Consider the following 21,647-nt stretch of genomic DNA (forward strand, 5'->3'; position numbering starts at 1 on the left):
CGTGGCTTGTCCCTCACATCCCTCCGGCGAGAGTTCAACATCAGCGGTTAGTCTGCCCGGTCACATGTTGCGTGCGACCAGCGTATTCGTTGCCTGAGCAACGGGATCCCCCTGAGCCTCGGGCTCAGTTTCCGTAGACATGGTAGGCGTTGCCTCCCCTCGCGCGCGCCGGCGAGCCCTTCTACGGCGATATAGCCACACGAAAAATAGCGTGATCGGAATAATCACGATAAGCCACGGGACGAACATGATCAGTCCATACACAAGTCCTGCGATTCCCTGAGAGAACGCCTGCCAGGATTCTTCCCATGCCGAGCTTGAGGGAACCGGAGTGATCGCTGTCGAATGGAAAGAAACCTCAAGAGTTGAATACGACACTTGGTCGGAATACCAGGCGCGCTGCGCTTTCAGACTGTCGAGTTCTTCCTGACGACTTGTGAGTTCGCGTTCTGCTTCCAAGAGATCCGATGTAGTCTCTGCCTGATCGATCAAAGTGGTAAGGCGGGCGATGGATGCTTTCAACGCTGTGATGCGAGCGTCAAGGTCAGCGACTTCAGCCCCCGCATCGGCAGTATCAGTCGATTGATCAGTGACCTTCCCCAATTCTGCAAGCTTCTGACGAGTTTCTTCGAAGCTATTTGCTGGGATCTTGAATGTTGCGTTGCCCCACGGTGAATCCGATTCTCCCTTCAGGGAAGAATGAGCAACTGAGCCACCCGCTTCAGTGACGATAGTGGAGGCATGAGCTAACGCTTCAGCGGGATCAGCAACATCGAGGCTCATATTACCGGTGACGATCACTTGAGCTTCAACCGTTGTTCCTTGCGATTCTCTGTTCGAGTCATACGAAGAGTCAGAGTCTGAGTTACTCGCCTCGCTCGAAGAGGTGCCATACTCGTAATTCTGACCCACGGGCGCCCCACTGGAGTCAGAACTCATCGTTGAGCTTGCGCAACCGGCTAAAAGCAGACTTGTTATCGCTACAAGGGCGGTGGCGACTAATGGCTTTCGCGTTGTCTGCGAGGATCGGACAAAACGGGGGGGCATGACTCCTCCTTAGCGTCGTGTGGTCTTTCATCGTATCGTCGCTACGAAGAAACGGTGCCGTATCTGAAGGAAATTAAGCCCTGATTGCAGTGAGGCGGTGCGAACCACGTGGGTTCGCACCGCCTCACTCGCCTGTATTCAACGTTCAGCTATGCAAGCCGTACGCCTTGTGGATCAGCCAGATCGGGTGAACAACGTTCGCACCCGTTGCGGTGCGCAACTGCCAACGGCACGTTTCCGTGTCGCACGCGGCCAGTTCAACGTTGACCTGCTTGATGAAGTCGAAGACAGGCTTTCCGACTGCCTGGGCAATGTCGTACTTTTCCTTTTTCATGCCGTAGGTACCAGCAATACCGCAACAAGGCTGGTTCGATTCCTTGACCTTCACACCGGGGATCAGTTCCATCAGTTCGACGGCCGGAAGGCCGAGACCCTGAGACTTCAGCTGGCACGGTGCATGGTAAGGGATGGTGATGTCCATCGGCTGGAAGTTCAGATCCAACTCGCCCTTTTCGTGCAGGTGCATGAGGAATTCGCAAATGTCCCACATACGCGAGCCCACGTCCTTCAGCTCCGGAGTATCCATCTCGAGGATCTCGTTTGCCTCATGGCGGAGCATGCCCGCACACGAACCGGAAGCGGAGATAATCGGCGCGTTGCGATTGGCCTTGCGCAGATCGTTTGTCAGCTTCGAGACGTACTTGCGGGACTCGTCGTACAGGCCGTTCGACTGCAATGCCAAACCACAGCAGCCGTGTGGCGGAACCAGAACCTCGTACCCGAGGTACTCGAGAACCTGGACCGAGTGGATCGACGTTTCGACCTCGAAGTACTGGCCTGCGCAACCGTGGAAGAAGATGACCTGGCCCTTGCGGCCAGAACCTTCCAGCGGCGTGTGCTTCTTGAACCAGCCTTCGAAGGTGCGACCGGCGGCCTTCGGCATCGGTGCGCTGCGGTGAACGCCGATGACTTTTTCCATGGCAATACGGATCGGCTTCACATCGAGCGCCCAGTTCGCGATCGGAGCAACCGGGGTCATGACGGTACCGATGAAACCGGTACGACCAATCAGGTGATCGCGAAGCGGAATGCCCTTTTCCTTCTTCATGTCGGTGCGAGCGTGGTGGATCATCTCGGTGACCTTCACGCCCTGCGGACAGACCAGCGTGCAAGTGCCGCACGACGAGCAGTAATCGATCGACGAATCGACGATCTGCCCTGCCTTGCGGTAGCGCTCTGCCTGCGGGCCGGAGTACTTCGGGCCCGGGAACAGATCGGTCACGCGCATGACCGGACACTGGGTTTCACAGATCGTGCACTTGACGCAGGAGTCGAGGGTGGAGCGCAGACCGAAGTCTTCGTCGGTCAGGGACAGTACGTTCATTTCTTCGATGGTCACTTCAGGCTCCCAAGGATCGAATCGGCGGCGCGGAGTGCGGAGGCAAGGGCAATGCCTTCACCTGACTTTTCGCGCCAACGGGTTGCGCCAGCCAGGTTTCCGCCGGCTGCGTAAACGTTGGTGTAGACGGGCTTCTTGGCTGCGTCCAGCGGGTGCATCTCATCGTCAACGTCAAGGCCGGCGAGGAAGATCGGCTGGTCGCTACCCCAGAAGTCACCGTGGAGAAGCTGGCCCTCAGCGCCGAGAACCGGCAGGCCGAGGATCGTTTCGGTGACCTTCCCGTAGGAATCCATATCGAGTGCGCCGGATTCGAAACCGCCACCAGCGAGGATGACATTCTTCGTTTCGATGCGCGTCGAGTGACCGGCGGTCCCGATCGTCACGGCGGTGACATTCTGGCCGTCAGTTTCGATGCCCTTCACGGCAGACCCGAGAATGAAGCGCGCTTCAGCCTTCACTAAAGCGGTCAGGACCTGGTTCATACGCATACCGGGGATTGATGGCGGTTGCATCGGGATCTCGAAGACCTTGTGTCCGAGCTGGTCAGCAATGTCTTTCCAGGCGTTCAGGTCATCGAGACCAAGCACGGCGGGAAGGCCGATGATTTCACCTTCGCGAACGTGAGGCTTGATGGCCTCAACCAGCTTGGTGCGCTTCTCGACTCGATCCAATGTGCGCGCATGGTTCGTACCGGTCGTATCGGCCTCGTCTGCACGCATCTCGACGTCGACGATCAACGAACGCGCCTTGATCGGTTCGCCATTCGGTGTGGTCTGGCGCGAGAGGTTTTCGGCAGCGAGGGTCGGGTAGAAATCCTTCAGTCGACGCAGACCGACGATCAGGTACGAGGCTCCGTCTGCAGGAATACCCGCTTCCATCGAGGGCTGGTACAGGCTCGTCGGACGGAGCGCACCGATCGCGGTCGGAAGCACAACGTTCTTTTCGGGATCGCCAACCAAAAGGTCAGGACCCAGGACATCCTTCAACCAGTTCGCGCTGTGAGCAATGAACTCGGGAGTGAAGTGCGTGTACGGGTGCGTCGGACGCGAGGAAATGTGCTCGGAGATCTGAGCGATCGGAGCATCCACGCGAGACTCGGAGTATCCGAGAATATCGACGGTGCCCTGGCCAAGCTGCAAACCGCCAAGCCCCTTCGTTACAACCGTGACCGAAGCGCCACCGCGAGCAAGATAAAGAGCTGCGGTAAGACCGGCAAGGCCAGCGCCAATAACAACGGCGTCTCTCATCGGGCGTCCTCCTTATTCTCGGAAGCTGATGCAGGAAAGACAAATTCCTCGCCAGGCTCGCCTTGCGCCATCGGCAGATGCTCGACATCGAGCATGCCTTCATGAATCCAGTTATCAAGCGCTGCCTGACGTAGCTGCTTGCCGTAGGTGATCGGCCATAGACCAATCCAACGGTTCTTCAAGAAGGTCTTGAACAGTTCGTTTGCCTTCTCGGAATCGATATCTCCACGTTCGTGAGCGATACCAGTTGCACGCTGGGAGCAGAAGCCACCCTGGCAGGGGCCCATGCCGAGGCGAACCTGACGACGAACGTCATCAAGCTGACCGCCCGGCAAAGCATCCATTGTGTCTTCGAGCATCTTGCGGGTGACCAGTTCGCATTCGCAGATGATCTGATCGTGGCTGGGGGCCGCGTTCTTGTGCTCGATGTCGTGTAGGCGGTGGCCGATGGTGTAGAGCTTCGGCGATGCGGTCGGGACTGCTTCACCGGCGGTCTTGCACTCGCGTTTCTCGCCCATTTCTTCACACATGATGTCGACGATGCGCTCTGCCATCAGACGGTAGGTCGTGAGCTTGCCACCGGCGATGGTAAGCATGCCGTAGACGCCGTCACGCGAATTATGGTCGATGACCGACATGCCACGAGCCATGTGGCGCGTGTCGGTTGCTGCAACACGCGAATCCTTGACCAGCGGTCGGGCACCTGCCCACGCGTGAACCGCGCGAGCCTTGCGGAAGCCGGGAACCATTGCTTCGCCAGCATCGAACATCTGCTGAACCTGATCGGCGGGGATCGTCAGCTTGTCCGGGTCGTCTGCCTTGAGGTCCGTCGTGCCGATGATGCACACCGGGTGGTCAGGAACGATGATGTCGCCGTCGGCTGGCCAGATGCAGCGGTTGAGCACCGTCTGGGTCAGGCGGAAGTTCATTGCAATCATGATGCCGGCGCCGGGGACGACGTCAACGCCGTGACAGTCAGCCATCGCGGCAATCTGACCGGCCCAGGGGCCACCACAGTTCAAAACGAACTGACATTCGATGCGAGTGTCTTCGCCGGTGCGAACGTTGTGGACGATGACTGCGCTGATGCGGTCACCTTCGCGTTCGATCTTTGTGACCTTGTTGTAGGTCATCACCTGTGCGCCGTAAGCCTCTGCGGAACGGATTGCGCCCCAGACCATCTGCCAGCCGTCGACGGAGCCGTCGAGGACCTCGAATGCACGCTTGAGCTTGGGGTCAAGACGAGGCTCACGCTTCAGTGCCTCGGCGACGCTGATTTCCTGTGCCGGCACTTTTGCCGCGGCAGCGCGCTCGAGGAATTTATCTGCGTATTCTTCGTCGTCTTGCGAGGTAACCACGAACAGGCCACCGGTTGCTTCAACTGCGTTTGAGTTGATGCGCTTAACGATTTCGTTTTCTTCTGCACACTCGGTTGCTGACTCGGGGTCGGACGCGATGTAGCGTCCACCAGAGTGGAGCAGTCCATGGAAGCGGCCAGAGGTACCTTGTGCGATGTCGAATCGTTCAACGAGGACGGTTCTAAACCCTCGCATTGCAACGTCACGGACGACACCGGCTCCGGTGGAACCACCGCCAATGACGACAACGTCAGTGTTGATCGTCTTCACCATTCGTTCCCTTCACATTTTCGCTTCGGGCTTGCACACAGCTAGCCCCTTCGCCTCTTCAATAGTGCCTTGCCTCCCCTCATTTGATTGCATTGTTCAACCCCTATGCACAAATGTTCACAACTTAGGCGTACCTCATTTTCCATTCGTAGAGAAACGCCGGAAACCTGCGCTTTTCAGGTGTGAAATGACAGATTTTCACATAACGAATGATTCGGAATTCGCACTCGGATCTGCCAGGAAAGAGCTGGGGGGCACATGGCCCCTCCGACCACTCCCCTGTTTTCGCAAAGCGATATCTACATGCTCTGCCATACAGTTAGCGCATGAGCGAAAAGATTCTGGCGCGAGTCCTAGAAACCGCAAACATCGATTCCAACGTCCGTGCGCAGGACGATTTTTATCGTCACGTCAATGGACACTGGATTGCAACGCATGAAATCCCCGCTGACCGGCCGATCGACGGCGCTTTCCACGCGTTGCGTGATCTTTCCGAAGAACGTGGTCGGGATATTTGCAACGATGCTCTTGCCGGCACTCTTGATGACACGGACGCCACTCTTATTGCTACCCTCTGGGGTGCATTTATGGATGAAAACGCGATTGAGGAAGCAGGCATTACTCCCCTGTTTCCCTTCTTCGAGGCCATCGATCACGTAACTACGCGCGAAGAACTTGATGAATTGACTGGCACGTTGATGGCCGGTGGCGCCGATTCTTTCTTTGGGGCCTACAGCGGTACGCATCCGCATAATTCCGATGCGCGCATTATGACCTTTGTCCAAGGCGGAATAGGTCTTCCGGACGAGGCCTACTATCGCGAAGATTCATATGCACCCATCCGCGATGCCTACGTTTCTCACCTCGAGAAACTCGCATCGTTGGCCGGTATTGGTGAAAACTCTGCCCGGGTTGCGCGCCTGATTATGGATCTCGAAACGCGTTTTGCTTCGCATCACCGCAGTGCCGTGGATAACCGCAATCCCCTCCTGTCTGATAACCAGATGACGTGGCGCGAATTTGTTGCCAGTGCGCCTGGGTTCAATTGGGATGCGTGGGCGCGCGGCCTGGGTTGGCAGATCGGGGACGAGGCCCAGATCAGCGTGTCTCAACCCGATTTCTTTGCCGGATCGGCGCAGATTTGGGGCCAGACTCCGATCGAGGATCTGAAGATCTGGTCAAAGCTCTCCGTACTGGATGCGCGGATCGGTCTGCTTTCTTCGGAGTTTGTCGAAGAAAACTTTGATTTCTATGGCCGTACCTTGTCAGGCACACAGGAACTGCGACCTCGTTGGAAGCGTGCACTCGGCCTCGTTGAATCTGTTGCCGGCGAATCGCTGGGGCGCATCTGGGTGTCACGACACTTCCCGCCAGAGTCCAAGGAACGCATGGATCAGTTGGTCGAAGGGCTATTGAATGCCTACGGCGAAGCAATCACTACATGTGACTGGATGGGCGAAGAGACAAAGAAGCGGGCGCTTGAAAAGCTCGCAACCTTCCGCCCGAAGATTGGGTATCCACCGAAGTGGCGCGACATGTCGGGGCTCGTCATTGAACAGGGTGATTCTCTGGTTGACGCCGTGACAAAGGCCTACCAGTTCGAGACCACGCGAGAACTACGTAAGCTCGATGAGCCAGTCGACCGCGACGAGTGGCTGATGACTCCTCAGACGGTGAACGCTTATTACCACCCTGCGATGAATGAAATCGTCTTCCCTGCCGCGATCTTGCAACCACCGTTCTTCGATCCCGAAGCTGACGATGCAGTGAACTTTGGTGCAATCGGCGCAGTTATCGGACACGAGATCGGGCACGGCTTCGATGACCAGGGCTCACGGTATGACGCTCAGGGCAACCTTGAAAACTGGTGGAGTGACACCGACCGCGAGCTCTTCGAGCAGATCACGAGCAAACTGGTCGAACAGTACGACACACTCACTCCCCTAGATTTGGCTCAACTTGCGGTCTATGATCTGGATGCCGGCGAAGATACGCAGGTGGAAGAAGAGTCTTCACCTGTTCCAACGGTGAATGGTGCACTGACCCTGGGCGAGAATATTGGCGACCTTGCTGGTCTGACGATTGCATGGAATGCGTGGGTTGCCACGTTGAGTGAACAAGGCTTAACTATTGATTCTGCCCCGGTGATTGATGGTCTGAGCGGAGCCCAACGCTTCTTCTACGCGTGGGCACGAGCGTGGCGAACCGCGTCACGCCCAGAGTTTGCTCTGCAGATGCTGGCGATCGATCCTCACTCGCCCGCAGAGTTTAGATGCAATCAGATTGCACGCAATATGGATCAGTTCCACGAGGCCTTCGATGTCTGTCAGGGCGATCACATGTGGCTTGATCCCTCACAGCGTGTTCACATCTGGTAAAACTCCGCTTCATTTCTACCGTGGCGAACAGCCATCGGTCTGGGACTATTCCCCGTTCACGACTGATCACTCTGGCGGGTCATGCTTGCTTTTTCATTGTCAAATGTGCGTCAAAGGTCGTTCAGTGAAAAGATAGGATCAAGTATTTCTTTGTTTACGTTCCTCTGAATTGAAAGGGCATCATGCCGGGATTGAACCTTACCCGCGAAGAAGCAGCGACACGCGCGGAGATCCTGTCCGTTCACCACTACGACATCACGCTGGATCTGACGCGTGGCGCCACTGATTTTGGTTCCACGACGCGCATCGAGTTCGATGCGACCGCCGGCGCCTCGACCTTCGCTGACTTAGTTTCAAACAACGTCCGTTCGATTCGTCTGAATGGTCAGGAAATCCCCACCGAGGCTCACACTGACCACCGCATCGCGCTGGACGATTTGGCTAAGCACAACGTTCTTGAAGTTGAAGCTGACTGCCAGTACATGCACACCGGCGAAGGCCTGCACCGTTTCACCGATCCGGCTGACGGCGAAGACTACTGCTACTCCCAGTTTGAGGTTCCGGATGCTCGCCGCGTCTACACGACCTTCGAGCAGCCTGATCTGAAGGCAACCTTCGCTCTGACCGTCAGCGCTCCCGCTGGCTGGCTGGTGTTCTCGAATGCTCCGACTCCTAAGCCCGAGGTTGATGGCACGACGTGGATCTACCGTTTCGCTGAAACTGAAAAGATGTCGACGTACATCACCGCGATTATTGCTGGCCCGTACAAAGGCGTTACCGATTCACTGGTGTCCTCTGACGGTCGCACAATTGATCTGGGCGTGTACTCTCGCGCGTCGCTGGTCGAGCACCTCGACACTGATCGCATCATTGACACGACCCGCAAGGGCTTCGCTTTCTTCGAGAAGCAGTACGGCATCGCCTACCCCTTCACGAAGTACGATCAGATCTTCGTTCCTGAATACAACGCTGGCGCAATGGAGAACGCGGGCTGCGTGACCTTCCGCGATTCCTACGTGTTCCGTACTCGCCCGACTGCTGCTCAGCTTGAGACCCGAGCCAACACGATTCTTCACGAGCTCGCCCACATGTGGTTCGGCGACCTGGTGACGATGAAATGGTGGAACGACCTCTGGCTGAACGAATCCTTCGCTGAGTTCATGAGCCACCTGGCTCTCACTGAGGGCACCGAGTTCACCGATGCATGGACAGGCTTCATGCTCCGCAAGGACTGGGGCTTGAAGCAGGATCAGCTGCCCACGACTCATCCGATTAAAGCTGAAATCCGTGACCTCGCGGACGTTGAGGTGAACTTCGATGGTATTACCTACGCAAAAGGTGCATCCGTTCTGCGTCAGCTGGTGTCCTACGTTGGCCGCGAAGGATTCTTCACCGGTCTGCACGAATACCTGACCGCTCATTCCTACGCGAACGCGACGCTCACCGACCTTCTGGGTGAACTCGAGAAGGCTTCAGGCCGTGACCTCAAGGCATGGTCGAAGGTCTGGCTGGAAGAAGCAGGCGTGACCCTGCTCCGCCCCGAAATCAACGTCGACGACAACGGCACAATCTCCGAACTCGCTGTTGTGCAGGAATCCTTCTCTGAAGGTTCCTCGTTGCGCCCGCACCGCATGGCCGTCGCCGGTTACTCGGCCACTGAAGATGGTTCTTTGAAGCAGGTCTTCCGGCAAGAGCTCGATGTTGACGGCGCACGCACCGTTGTTCCTGCTGCCTCTGGCCTTGCTCGTCCCCAGCTGATTCTGCTGAACGACGGTGACCTGGCATACGCGAAGATCCGCATGGACGCCGAGTCCCTCGAGTTCGCAACAAAGAACATTGCGTCGATCACCGATTCGCTGACCCGTGGCGTCATCATGGCGTCCGCATGGGATATGACCCGCGATGGTGAGATGTCGGCACGCTCCTACTTGGATCTTGCTCTTGCGGCGATCCCGGGTGAGACGAATATGTCGATGCTCCAGCTGACGATCCGTCACATCGAAGAAGCAGTTCGTACCTTTGTTGCTCCGGCCGAGCGTCAGGCTGCCCTCGAAAAAGTTGGTGGCGCACTTCTGGACCTTGCTGTTGCAGCTGCTCCGGCATCAGACGAACAAAACATACTGATCCGCGCAGCCGCTCACGGTGCTACCACCGCCGAGCAAGGCGAGCAACTCCGAGCAATCTTCGCAGGTGAAAAGGTTCTTGAAGGCCTCGATCTTGACCTTGATTGCCGTTGGGTACTGCTGATCGCACTGGTTCGCCTGGGTCTTGCCGGCGAAGCAGAGATCGTGGCTCTCGAAGCTGAAGATGGCACGATGACCGGCCACCAGAACGCAGCATGTGCTCGCGCAGCCGTGGAAGACGCAACCGTCAAGCGCAACGTCTTCGACGCGGTCATGACGGATCTGTCGATCCCGAATGACACTCGCTGGGCTATGGTTTCCGGCTTCTGGACGCAGGCTCGCACAAACCCGGCTCTGTACACTCAGTTCGTTGCCGACTACTTCAACCTGATCGAACGCGTGTGGGCAGAGAATACATTCCACACTGCTGAGGACATCGCGATCCTCATGTTCCCGACCGACATTGCTGGCTACGCCGAAGGCGTGGACATCGTCGCTGCCGGTCAAGAGTGGATCGCGTCGCACACCGAGGTGTCCGCTGCTCTGGTTCGCATCATCCGCGAGCGCGTTGACGTTGCTCGCCGCCAGATTGAAGCTCAGAAGGCTGACGTCTGATTCAGGTCTCTAAGCTGAAGGAAGGGGCCCCGAACCGTTACGGTTCGGGGCCCCTTCCACTCTGCACCTCGTGATGACTAGCGCAGAATACGTCGCCTCAGCTTCGTAGCATCGTCACTGAGCCGGAGTCGGCATCGACAAGCGTGCACAATGAAGTGTCAGGTACGCGATCTCATCGGTCGACAAAGAAGAACCGAGTCTCAGCTCGACCAGTGCTGCGATTGTCTTCGCACACGTGTTTTCTTTCGGATATGAGTCAACGATTGATTGAACGACTGCACGCATGTGGTGCTCGAGAGAACGAGCAGCTACCTTCACCCTGTCACACCTGAGATGTTCTTCAACCGCGCACAACGTGGGCAACCTGCCACGCCTCGATATGTTCAGCCGGCGAGCGCACTAGCAATCTGAGGTAGTACCTCAGACGTGCCTGCCTCAATCCGAACGTCGGCGAAGCGATCCACGGCTGTCACTCCCCTATTCACTACGATCAGGGCAGCACCTGCACGCATGGCCTCGTGAACAACCCACAAGCCGGTGGAGACGGCGAGTGACGTGCCCGCGACCAACACAACATTGCACGACGCGGCCATATCGAGGGATGGACCGAACGCGGACTCGGGCAGCCCTTCGCCGAACATGACGATGGACGGCTTCAGCATTCCGCCACAGCGTTCACAGTACACGGGAGTGAACGTGCAGACTTCGGCTAAGTCGCGACGGGCATCGGGGGTGATATCGACGTGCGCGGGATCGGTTTCTTCGACGAGGTCCGGATTCAACGCACGCAACCGCACGGACAATGCTGCGCGGGGCGTGACGGATCCACAGCTCAGGCATTCAACCGTGTCGTAACGTCCGTGGAGCTCCCAGACGTTACGCGTTCCAGCGCGCGCGTCCAGCCGGTCGACGTTCTGCGTGGAGACGCCCAGCAGATGTCCGGATGCTTCCATCGTGGCAAGCGCCCGATGCCCATCGTTGGGCTGGCAGTTTTCGAGGATTTTCCACGTCGCTTCATTGCGATACCAGAGCCAGCGATACCACACGGGGTCGGACGTAAACATGTCGACATCAACTGGGGTTGTAGGGGTTGAGCCGGTGCCTCGATAATCCGGCAGGGACGAGTCGGTGGACATTCCCGCGCCAGTCACCGCCAGAATTCGACCACCGCGCGCAATGTCGATTGCTTCTTCGACGCTTCCTTGCATCGTCATTCCTCCCCGCGAACACTTTTCTCCGTTGTACCACCATCAGGAGTGGCATGTTGGTGCGTTATGAGATTGGGCGGATGCAAATGCCAGCCACTTTTGCGTCATTCGGCCACCGTTCAGGTACGAGGCCGCCTGCTCTTACACTTCGTCGTCAACGAATACGGGAGCGGATGCTCGCATGCCAATGATGCCCATCAAGAGAGCCATGATCGTCAGGAAGATCAGAACAGGAGTAGTCGAATCGGTTGCTTGAAGCACCATGCCAACAATGATCGGACCGAATGCTGCGACAATATATGCGCCAGGCTGAGTCATACCCGACAGGCGCGCGGTCATCGATGCAGTGCGAGCGCGCGCAGGGATCAGAGTGACGCAGAGCGGGAACATGAAGCCGCCGATCGACAGCAGCGTCACCCACAGCCAGGGAGAGAAGGTTGGAGCAAGCAAGAGGCCGAGATAACCGGAAGCAGTCAGCACCCCGAAGAGCAGAGAGACAAGAGGCAAGTTCTTCACCGAGTCAACGATCTTCGGCATAATCAAGCCACCAACAAGTGTCCACAGGTTGATGGCTGCGACCATCGCAGCTGCGCTTGTTCGGTCGACTCCCACCATTGTGAGAATCGTTGGAAGCTGACCAAATTGAACATAGGCATTCAAAGATTGAAGGCCAAACGCGACCATCAACGCCACGGCGGTTGGTGACGTCATCAGGCTCCGCCTGTTGGTAGCTGAGGGCGATGACGACTGGGGGGCCTCGTCCCCTGTCAGCAGCGTAGAAGACTCAGGTACGGGCCCAGAAGAGTGAGCGAGTGGCGGAGTGTCTCGACCGACACTCTTCCAGACGAGAAGCCAGACGAACACTGCCAACAGTGCACACGGTGCCCAGATGAACAGCGCGGTTCGCCAGCCGGATGAATCAGGCCCCCCAATCGGCGCGCTGAGGAAGGAACCCGCCGCGCCACCCAGCGGGAGAACGCTACCGTAGACCGTCAGAAGCAGAACCGTGCGACCAGCTTTGTGCAGTTTGATCCACGCTGGCACGATGACATTAGCGACGGCGGGACCAGCAAGTCCAGCAACACTGAGCAGGAGGAACGCCCAGTAGTTCGACACGAGGGGACGCACACCCAAGCCGATGGTTGTCACGGCCATTGCGACGGTTACGACGCACGTCAGTCCGAAGCGCTTTGACAGTGGAACTGCCAGTACGCCAATGAGAGCAAAGACAATACACGGCAACGCGGAGAGCAGACCAACCGCCATCGCTCCCACTCCAAAAGTGGATTGGACACCAGTCAGGACAGGCCCGAGCGATGTTGCTCCGACGCGCATCGAGGGTGAGATCGTGAGGACAGCAACCAGCGCCATCACGGTCGACAGTGTGGAAACGCGCCGTGGCTTCACACCAGTCGACGAAGATACGCCTTCGGGTCTGGCGGTCATGTCGCGCTCAGAAGAACTCATACATCCAGGGTCGCATTGTGCGTTGTGGGCGCGCAAACTTGCCCGCGATTGCTTGGTCACAGTCGCACCCTTAAAGTTCAGCGTGCGCACAATCAGGTCACGCCTGCACCCGCACTGTCCGTTTGTGCTCCACCTTGTGTTCCACCTCGATTCCCCTGCGTCACGGGCTACAGTTTGCCTATGACCCACAGCGTTTCACCCTCTGATCGCACGCCCGGAGCAGATTCCATATGGTGGCACGTGTACCCGCTGGGAGCGTGTGGCGCGCCGATTCGCGACGGTGATCGGACAGAAACCCCGCGCCTGCGAATGTTGATCAACTGGTTGGATTATGCCGCCGAGCTTGGTGCGACGGGACTGCTACTCGGCCCGATCTTTGATTCGGCGACGCACGGATACGACACGCTCGACTATTTCCGTATCGATCCGCGTCTGGGCAGTGTCGAAGACTTCGACGCGCTGGTTGAGGCATGCCATGCTCACGGAATGAACATCATGCTCGATGGCGTATTTTCGCACGTCAGCGACCAGTATCAGCCTCTGCGCGCGGTTCTTGAAGCCGGCAAGGATCCCGTTTTCGGAACGCCCAATTCCCCTGATGCTCCCCTATTCCACATTGATTGGGAGTCCGACGGTGGCCCCTACCCCTGGTTCTTTGAAGGGAACCAGGACCTCGTGCGCTTCGACCACACGAACGCGTGCGTCAAGGATTTTGTTCAGCAGGTAATGGAGTATTGGTGTGCCCGTGGCATCGATGGGTGGCGACTTGATGCAGCATATTCCGTTCCAACTGAGTTCTGGGCAGACGTGTGCGACCGAGTCCGGGCCTCGCACCCCGATACTTTCTTCCTCGGCGAAGTCATTCACGGTGACTACCCCGCGTTCGTTGGGGATGCCCACGTTGATACGGTCACGCAGTACGAATTGTGGAAGGCAATGTGGTCGTCGATCACGGATAAGAATTTCTTTGAGCTCGATTGGACGCTGAAACGCCACGGCGAATTCTTAGAGACGTTCGTTCCGCAGACGTTCGTGGGCAATCATGACACGACGCGCATCTCGTCTCTGCTTGGCGCCGATGGCGGACTGGTGGCGCAGGCGATCATCATGACGCTGGGTGGTACACCGTCGATCTACTACGGCGATGAGCAGGGCTTCACGGGGGTGAAAGAAGACCGCCAGTTCGGCGATGACGCGGTGCGTCCTCCCCTGCCCGCATCTCCCGGCGAATTGCTAGGGTTTGGGCACACAACCTACCAGGCATTGAGGTCGCTGGTCTGGCTACGTAGAAAGCGTCCGTGGCTGACCCGTGCACTCACAACAACCGTCACTGTCGCTAACACGAGCTACTCCTACCGCTCATGCGCCCCAGGCGATGATTCCACCTTCGTGGATGTCCATTTGTCAATCGACGAGGCCGGAACCGCTCACGCCCTCATCCTGGACGAGGCCGGGCACACACTCTGGCAGAAATAGCTGTTCTTAGTCCCAAGGATTGACGAGCTCTACACCAGCCCCCTGAAAATCCTTGGCGTTCGAAGTTGCAAGAACTGCCACACGCGTCACGCACATAGACACAATCTGGCGTCAAGAACACTAATCGGTCGCCCCAGCGTGTTCCGACGCGTGACAACATGGAAGTACTCGGTCGTAGCTGCCGAATTGAAGTTAAAGACCAGATGAGATCTGCTGGCGAGACAATCAAGAGCACTCACAATGCTGGATGTGGCCGAAAAATGACATCGCTTTCAACGCTGGATATTGTCGCAACGATAATTAGCAGAAAGAACGATAATCAGCAGAAAGATTCCGGGGAAGACCGAGGCCATTCGTTGGATCATGATGTCTCCTCTCAACAACGTTCTGAAGCGGAGAGGTGGTTCGCATCAGTATCTCGGAAGGTAGCCTTATGAGGGAAGTCCCGTCCAATTCGTGAGGTGATCCGATGCAACGCTCGCAGGCCCTTGACCTGTCCGCGCGTTTCGCTGATCTACTGCCACTTTTGCTTCGAGATTATGCGACTTCCACTGACGCGGACACACCTGCTGGCGCCGACGGTAGCAATACTGGTGTCTTCTCGCGCAATATTGTGTGGGCGACCCAAGACTATGAGGATCTGGGAATCCATGCTGATCAGCAGATCACCCTTGATGTTTTGAACGCGAATCCTGGCTTGATTACTCCGCGCACAACGAAGGCGCGTGACGCTCAGGCTGTTCGGACGAAAGAACGCGCTGAGATTTTCACTCCGGCGTGGCTGGTGAACTTTCAAAATGATGTCGTGGATCATGCGTGGTCTGGAGTCCACGAGCCTTGTGATGATGCGATCCTGGATGCGTCTGCCAGCATATTGCGTCCGCTCCGACCAACGCTTCCCACGTTCAACGATATGTCTGACAGAGCGTGGGAAAACTACGTGGATCGTCGGGTACTTGAAATCGCGTGTGGGGAGGCTCCGTATTTGACCAGCCGATATGACGCTACGACGGGCGAACCGATTGGCCTTGGTGGGCGCGTTGGGTTTTTAGACCGCAAGTTGGCAGCTATTCCCGTTTCATTGGGTGACGAGGCCGCAACGCTTAATTGGGCGTTGCGCGCATTGAGGGCGACCTTCGGATTCGAGCTTCAGGGTGATTCTTTGTTGCTTGCGCGCCTGAATCTTCTGGCTTCGTTTGATGAAGCAACATCGGCTCTGCTTGGGCGTTCTCTTGTCACAGACGAACTGACCGAAGTAGCTCATGAAATTGCCCGAAACGTCTGGCAGATGGATGGGCTGACGTTGAAGTCTCCGTCTGGGGCGGATGTTGTTCCTCCTGTTGACTCCTTTGACGTTACGGTCGCCAATCCGCCGTATCAGAAGGCGATGGCTGACACTAGCGATCGTCAGATTTACCCGGACTTCATGGATTTTGCGTTTAGGGTGTCTCCTCTGGCGTGTTTCGTAACGCCGGCTCGCTTCTTATTTAATGCTGGAAAGACTTCGAAGAAGTGGAATCGTCAGGTTCTTTCAGACCCGCATGTGAGCGTGTCTTTGTTTGAGGCGGATAGTCGACGCGTTTTTCCTGCTGCTGAAGTGAAGGGCGGGATCGCTGTCACGCTACGGGATACGAACGTTTCTTTGACCCCGATCGGCTCGTTCATTCCTGACCATGAGTTGCGTTCGATTGTTGCTCGAGTTCATGCGGTCGCTGACAGTTTTCTTGATCAGATTGTGTTTGCTCCCGAGAGCTACCGGTTCACTTCGGTGTTGCATGTCGAGCATCCACAGGCGATTGAACGTGTTTCTGCGGGGCATTCGTTTGATATGACGACGAATTGTTTCGATGTGTTGCCTGAGATTTTTCACGATGTTGCCCACAGAGGAATGATCGGAGTACTTGGCCGGCAGAATAATCGCCGGCTTGTAAAGTTTATTGATCGTCGTTACGTGCGCGATCATCCAAATTTGGATGCGTGGAAAGTTGCGCTGGCGAAGTCGAATGGCACAGGCAAGTTGGGTGAAGTTCTTGCTCCTCCTGTTCTGTTGCCCCCTGGTTTCGCTCATACGCAGTCATTCGTTTCTATCGGCGCGTTTGGGACGCGTAAGGAAGCTGAAGAACTAGCGACGTTTTTGCATACGAAGTTCGCGAGGCTTCTTCTTGGGTCTTTGAAGGTGACGCAGGATAACAAGCGCGCGGTGTGGGCGAATGTGCCGAACTTGGTGAGCAAGGCTCCGGCTGATTTGAGCATCGATTGGGGGTCTTTAGTTCCAGTGATTGATTCGCACTTGGCTGATTTCTTTGGGCTGTCGGAAGCTGAAAAGGCTTTCGTGAACGAGCGGGCTCAGGAGATGCCTGTTCGTACTTTAGTATGTGAGGGCTTACGCGAATGAATATCTGAATTTTGCTTTTGCGCTGCTTCTCAATATGATTCGCCGCGCTAAAGCTCCTGTCGCATTGTCTCTCTGGCACACCGTGGCCTCGATGGCTCAGTACAATGACGGCGGTAAGGAGATGCCTTGTCATGACGACATTCGACGTATCAAGGTCTGTACGTTCACCATCCCTGGTGACGACGTCAGCCACGATGGGTTTCGAGCCCCATCAGTCCTCCTGAGGTGCTCTCCATTCGTACACTGCTCACCTAGAGAAAAGCTCGTAGAGCTCACCTCAGGTGGTGAATATTCCGAGCCTCCCCGTTTTTTTCGACGTCGCAATCAATGTAGCAGTTGTAGAACAACGGCAGCTGATCCAGCAACCTCAGCAATGGTCTGTGTTGTCGAGACAACCGCATCACGAAGCATTACTCCCAGCGTTTCCACTTGTTCGAACGGATCTTTGTCCGCATTTGGCCACGTGTACGGGTCGTCACAGACCAGAGCCCAATCAATAAAGTCGACTTCATGATTACCCGGAAGAGCGATCGCTTGATATGGAGCTGAGTCAACCAAACCTATCGCCCGTTCGAGAACCTCAAGCGACTGCAGACCACCATCAATGTAGTCACCCAAGAAGACCAACTGGTCGTCAGCACCCAAGCCAATACGCGCAAGGGCATCTTCTCATGCATCGAGATGCCCGTGAATATCGGACATCACATATCTGATTCCCTTCGCCACTCCTCACACGAGTCACAATCTCATGATGCTTAGCACCTACCTTCTTAGGCTAACGACAACCATGTAGCAACCGATTGGCAAGACGTGAAGAGGCGTGGCAACAACCTACAGAAATACGCACGCAATAACCCAGGCGACTGACTACACCGTCATTGAACGCGTAATGCCTATACACTTATTCCTCCAAGGACGCGCAGTCGCATAAAGATCTACTTTGGCGAAGCGTAAGGCTTCAAAACATCTGATCAAGAACGCAGATGCGCGGTTGAAGCCGCGTAGTCACACACTGAAATGTAGCGATCGCGGACTTCATCCCAAGACAAGTGCCCCTGGGGATTCACCGTTGCCAAAACTGACGGCTGTTGATCACGCGCCACGATGACCACGTCACCCGTCGTAATCGCAGACAACGCTTGAATACAGGCCCCTCGTGCTGTCGCTTCAGGCTCACGAATCACATCGATAGACCGCCCCAGCAGATCAGCGATGATCTGCGTATAGGCAGCCGATCGTGCACCACCGCCTACAGCAATCGCACGCCCATCGGTAGACACACCAGACTGATGAATCGCATCCAAGCCTCGCAGTAGTCCAGCAATAACCCCAACGAAGATCGCCTCCGCAAACCGCTCACGAGTCATATCACTGGTTAAACCAGCAATCACACCAGTCGTACCCGGATACGCTGGCGAACGCTCCCCATCAAGGTACGCAGCAAAAACAGGGAACGGATCATGGGAGCGATACGCATCCAATGCCAGCTGATCAAGTTCCTGCACAGAAACTCCCAGCAGACGCGCAGCCCAATCCGTTACCTTCGTGCAGTTCAACGTGCATGCCAGAGGCAAGTAGCCACCCACAACGTTCGCAACACCATCCACGATTCCAGATGTAACGGGAACGCTACTGGACGTGTACACAACGCCACTGGTGCCCAAGCTGAAAACTACGTCACCGTCATTGATTCCAAGTCCCAGAGCAGCCATATGTTGGTCACCACCACCGACGGTTACAACCGCATCAGTGGGTAGCCCCAGCAAGTTGGCAACGTCAGGAAGGACGGTTCCAGCCACATCATTGGGCTGACCGACCCGCGGGAACAATGATTCCCACGTCAACACGTCGCCGAAGCATCCGCGTAGCAATTCGAAATCATAGGAATTCGACTGCGAATTAAAGTAGCCGGTGCCAGAAGCTTCCGAACGATCTGTGACTGCTTCACCCGTCAGCTTGAAAACCAAGTAATCGTGAGGCAACAGAATACGGTGTAGGCGTGCAATCGTGGCCGGCTCATTCTCAATAAGCCATGCGAGCTTACCGATCGTGAAGGCAGCAGTCGGGACAGAACCAACCCTCTGCGCCCAATAGTCGGCGCCAAATCGAGTAATAAGCGCATCAATCTGAGGCGCTGATGTTGTGTCATTCCACAACTTCACAGGACGAATCACATGGTTGTCCCCATCCAGCGGAACAAGACCATGACACTGACCGCTGACACCAATCGCACGAACAGCCTGCAGATCAATATCAGCTTTCATCAGATGGAAAGCCTGAACAAGCGCCTCCCACCAGTCATCGGCATTCTGTTCTGAAACAGGCGGAGTCGTAGACGCCAACGGCAGGCGTTGTCGCGCTACAACTTCAAAATCCTCAACGCGTCGGGCTTCAACCGTGCACGACTGCGTAGAAAGATCAATGCCGATGACCAGGCGATCGTTAGTCATTTCGATTCCTGCTGGCGTAGAATCTCTTCAGCACTCTTGCCCACAAATCCCGCGGGATGGAGCGACAAGGACTCGGAAACATCCCATTCATTCAGCTTCATCATGGTACGAACAAGCGCGTCGCCCCACACTGCGGCAAGCAACGTTGACCCCATTGCAATCACATTTTCGGGGTCTCCGCCTTCATCAGTGTGAAGGTGAACAAACACATCACACAAAGAGGCAAAGGTCGATTCGGGGTGCTCCCCTAGTCCAATGAGCTTCGTTCCCTTGTCGTGGACCAGCTTGCACAGATTATTGATTTCATCGGACTCGCCGCCCTTCGAAATCGCGATCAGCACGTCCGTGGGTTCAATGGCGCCCATTGTGCCGTGCAAAGCATCCATGGCGTGAACGAACAAGCCGGGCTTGCAGGTGACGGACAAGAGGTGGGCCAGGCGTCGTGCAATCGTGGACGAGGTTCCGCTACCGGTTACGATAACCTTTCCAGTGCACTCTGCGAGCAGGTGGACTGTTTCGACGAAAGAATCTGTGAATTGGTCGGCAACCTTGCCGATAGCGCTCAGCTCGCTACTCGCTTCGTTGCGTCCAAAGACGATAAGCTCTTCGTCAGTCATTGAAACGGTCAGGGTCATTGTTTATTCACCTTCAGCTAAATATACGTGTGAGGTTTGGTTCGTAGCGTCGTCATCGCTTTCGTGCCATGCCAACGTACGAAGTGTTGCGATATCCAGTTCCGCAGCATCCAGAGGACCGGCCACAACCTGTCCCCCAACAAAGACGAGCACGCGATCTGCAACGTCCAAGATCTCTTCTTCTTCGGAAGAAACCATGACGACCGTGCGATCGTCTTCGTGGGCAAGTTTCCGCAAAAGAGTATGGATATCGGACTTTGCGCCGATATCAACGCCTTTACTGGGCTCATCGAGCAACAGGATCTCCGGATCCTGCATCAATGCGCGGGCAATAATCACCTTCTGCTGGTTGCCACCAGACAAGGAAGTAATCGGCGACTGCGGGTCACCTTTAATACCTGTTGATTCAAGTAGCTCGTCCGTGGATTCAACCAGCTTCTTGTTGTTCAGGTATGAGAAAGAGGAGAACTTCTTAAGAACCGGAAGCGAAGCGTTCAAATAGCTGTTCATTTGGGGAACAATGCCATCTTGCTTGCGTTCTTCGGTCAAGAATGCGATTCGATGCTTCATCGATTCACGTGGAGTCTTCGGCAGAAAACGCTCACCATCGGGCATCACAATCGCACCGGATGTAGCCGGATCAATACCTGCGATTGCACGCAGGCACTCTGAGCGTCCAGAACCGCCAAGGCCGTAGATGCCGAGGATCTCCGAAGAACGTGCTTCGAAGGAAACACCGTTCAACAGGTGTCCTTTGAGGTTTTCAACCGTCATCTTAACGGGATGATCGCTGGTCTTTTCACGCTGAACTTCGACACGCTCTGCGTGATCTGCGCCAGCAATTGCGGCAACAACAGCGTGACGATCAATGCTCTCAACTGAGGAGTCAAGCAGAACTTTGCCGTTCATTAAGGCAACGATACGATCTGCAACTCCGTAGAGTTCGTCAAGCTTGTGGTTGATTATCAATACACCAATGCCACGTTCACTTGCGATCTTGCGGATATAAGCCAAGAGCTCCGTAACCTGGTCACCTTCAAGTGCCGTCGTCGGCTCGTCAAGCAGCAGGTACTTTGTTTCACGACTTGAGGCAATCGCAATTTCTAATAGCTGACGAACTGCGACCGGGTAGGAACCAACCAAACGATCCACGTCAACGTCGATGCCGAACTCATCTACGAGTTCTTGAGCACCCTTCTTCATCTTTGCCTGGTCGAGAGAAAATGGGGCGCGACGAGGCTCACGCCCAAGCCATACGTTCTGGGCAACCGTCAGGTTAGGAAGCAGTGACAGTTCCTGGTAGACGGTCGAGACGCCTGAATCAATGGCTTCCGAGGGGGAAGCAAAATCAACGCGTTGCCCGTTGATACGAAGCGTGCCACCAGACTGCTTGTGCGCTCCAGACAAAACTTTCAAGAGCGTCGACTTGCCTGCACCGTTATGGCCAACAAGGCCGACAATCTCACCGGGGTGCAATGTGAGGGACACACCCAGGAGCACAGGTACCCCAGAATAGTCCTTTGTGATTTCACTAGCCTCGAAGCTTCCAGCGCCCCTGGGCATGTCCTTCATTGCCATG

15 protein-coding genes are annotated in these 21,647 nt (G+C 56.0%); 4 read left to right on the forward strand and 11 right to left on the reverse strand.

Features of this window, described 5'->3' with window-relative positions:
- Positions 1–60: 60 nt before the first annotated feature.
- From QP442_RS04925 to glpA, 4 genes are all read right to left on the reverse strand, one after another.
- On the reverse strand, positions 61–939 hold the full coding sequence (locus tag QP442_RS04925; RefSeq protein ID WP_219585795.1) for a DUF4349 domain-containing protein: 879 nt from the start codon (positions 937–939) through the stop codon (positions 61–63).
- Positions 940–1,192: 253 nt separating this feature from the next.
- On the reverse strand, positions 1,193–2,431 hold the full coding sequence (locus tag QP442_RS04930) for an anaerobic glycerol-3-phosphate dehydrogenase subunit C (protein WP_103633642.1): 1,239 nt from the start codon (positions 2,429–2,431) through the stop codon (positions 1,193–1,195).
- An 11-nt stretch (positions 2,432–2,442) separates the two neighbouring features.
- Complete coding sequence (gene glpB / locus QP442_RS04935) at positions 2,443–3,693, reverse strand: glycerol-3-phosphate dehydrogenase subunit GlpB (protein WP_103633604.1); 1,251 nt, start codon at positions 3,691–3,693, stop codon at positions 2,443–2,445.
- Complete coding sequence (glpA, locus tag QP442_RS04940; protein WP_179370436.1) at positions 3,690–5,321, reverse strand: anaerobic glycerol-3-phosphate dehydrogenase subunit GlpA; 1,632 nt, start codon at positions 5,319–5,321, stop codon at positions 3,690–3,692. The genes glpB and glpA overlap by 4 nt, the downstream gene beginning before the upstream one ends.
- Positions 5,322–5,647: 326 nt before the next feature.
- Between glpA and QP442_RS04945 the strand changes: the two genes are divergently transcribed.
- Positions 5,648–7,699 carry a M13 family metallopeptidase gene (locus QP442_RS04945; RefSeq protein WP_219585793.1) on the forward strand — a complete coding sequence of 684 codons (2,052 nt, stop codon included), beginning with the start codon at positions 5,648–5,650 and terminating at the stop codon, positions 7,697–7,699.
- A gap of 182 nt (positions 7,700–7,881) precedes the next feature.
- Positions 7,882–10,437: an aminopeptidase N gene (gene pepN, locus QP442_RS04950; RefSeq protein ID WP_285069680.1), complete on the forward strand. Its 2,556-nt coding sequence runs from the start codon at positions 7,882–7,884 to the stop codon at positions 10,435–10,437.
- Between the two features lie 114 nt (positions 10,438–10,551).
- Here the strand turns inward: pepN and QP442_RS04955 are convergent, their stop codons facing one another.
- From QP442_RS04955 to QP442_RS04965, 3 genes are all read right to left on the reverse strand, one after another.
- Positions 10,552–10,755: a PRD domain-containing protein gene (locus tag QP442_RS04955; protein WP_219811058.1), complete on the reverse strand. Its 204-nt coding sequence runs from the start codon at positions 10,753–10,755 to the stop codon at positions 10,552–10,554.
- Positions 10,756–10,820: 65 nt separating this feature from the next.
- Entirely contained in the window at positions 10,821–11,651 is an 831-nt protein-coding gene (locus tag QP442_RS04960) for a Sir2 family NAD-dependent protein deacetylase (RefSeq protein ID WP_257878494.1), read from the reverse strand.
- A 135-nt stretch (positions 11,652–11,786) separates the two neighbouring features.
- Positions 11,787–13,112, reverse strand: a complete 1,326-nt coding sequence (locus QP442_RS04965) for an MFS transporter (RefSeq protein WP_103633600.1) — start codon at positions 13,110–13,112, stop codon at positions 11,787–11,789.
- A 180-nt stretch (positions 13,113–13,292) separates the two neighbouring features.
- Here QP442_RS04965 and QP442_RS04970 point away from each other — a divergent pair, with 180 nt between their 5' ends.
- A complete protein-coding gene (locus QP442_RS04970) occupies positions 13,293–14,588 on the forward strand; it encodes an alpha-amylase family protein (protein WP_103633599.1) in 1,296 nt (431 codons plus the stop codon).
- A gap of 469 nt (positions 14,589–15,057) precedes the next feature.
- A complete protein-coding gene (locus QP442_RS04975) occupies positions 15,058–16,983 on the forward strand; it encodes an Eco57I restriction-modification methylase domain-containing protein (protein WP_103633598.1) in 1,926 nt (641 codons plus the stop codon).
- 324 nt (positions 16,984–17,307) lie between these two features.
- On the opposite strand, the gene QP442_RS04980 is transcribed toward QP442_RS04975, so the two are convergent.
- From QP442_RS04980 to QP442_RS04995, 4 genes are all read right to left on the reverse strand, one after another.
- Positions 17,308–17,628, reverse strand: coding sequence for a metallophosphoesterase (locus QP442_RS04980; RefSeq protein ID WP_103633597.1), 321 nt, complete (start codon positions 17,626–17,628; stop codon positions 17,308–17,310).
- A gap of 326 nt (positions 17,629–17,954) precedes the next feature.
- Positions 17,955–19,433 (reverse strand): xylulokinase, encoded by a 1,479-nt coding sequence (gene xylB, locus QP442_RS04985; RefSeq protein ID WP_103633596.1) that lies wholly within the window; start codon positions 19,431–19,433, stop codon positions 17,955–17,957.
- Positions 19,430–20,068 (reverse strand): SIS domain-containing protein, encoded by a 639-nt coding sequence (locus QP442_RS04990; RefSeq protein WP_101627249.1) that lies wholly within the window; start codon positions 20,066–20,068, stop codon positions 19,430–19,432. Before QP442_RS04990 ends, xylB begins: the two co-directional genes overlap by 4 nt.
- 3 nt (positions 20,069–20,071) lie before the next feature.
- Entirely contained in the window at positions 20,072–21,646 is a 1,575-nt protein-coding gene (locus tag QP442_RS04995; RefSeq protein WP_103633595.1) for a sugar ABC transporter ATP-binding protein, read from the reverse strand.
- Between the last annotated feature and the right edge of the window lies 1 nt (position 21,647).

Source organism: Pauljensenia sp. UMB1177, from assembly GCF_030217965.1.
Classification (GTDB): domain Bacteria; phylum Actinomycetota; class Actinomycetes; order Actinomycetales; family Actinomycetaceae; genus Pauljensenia; species Pauljensenia turicensis_A.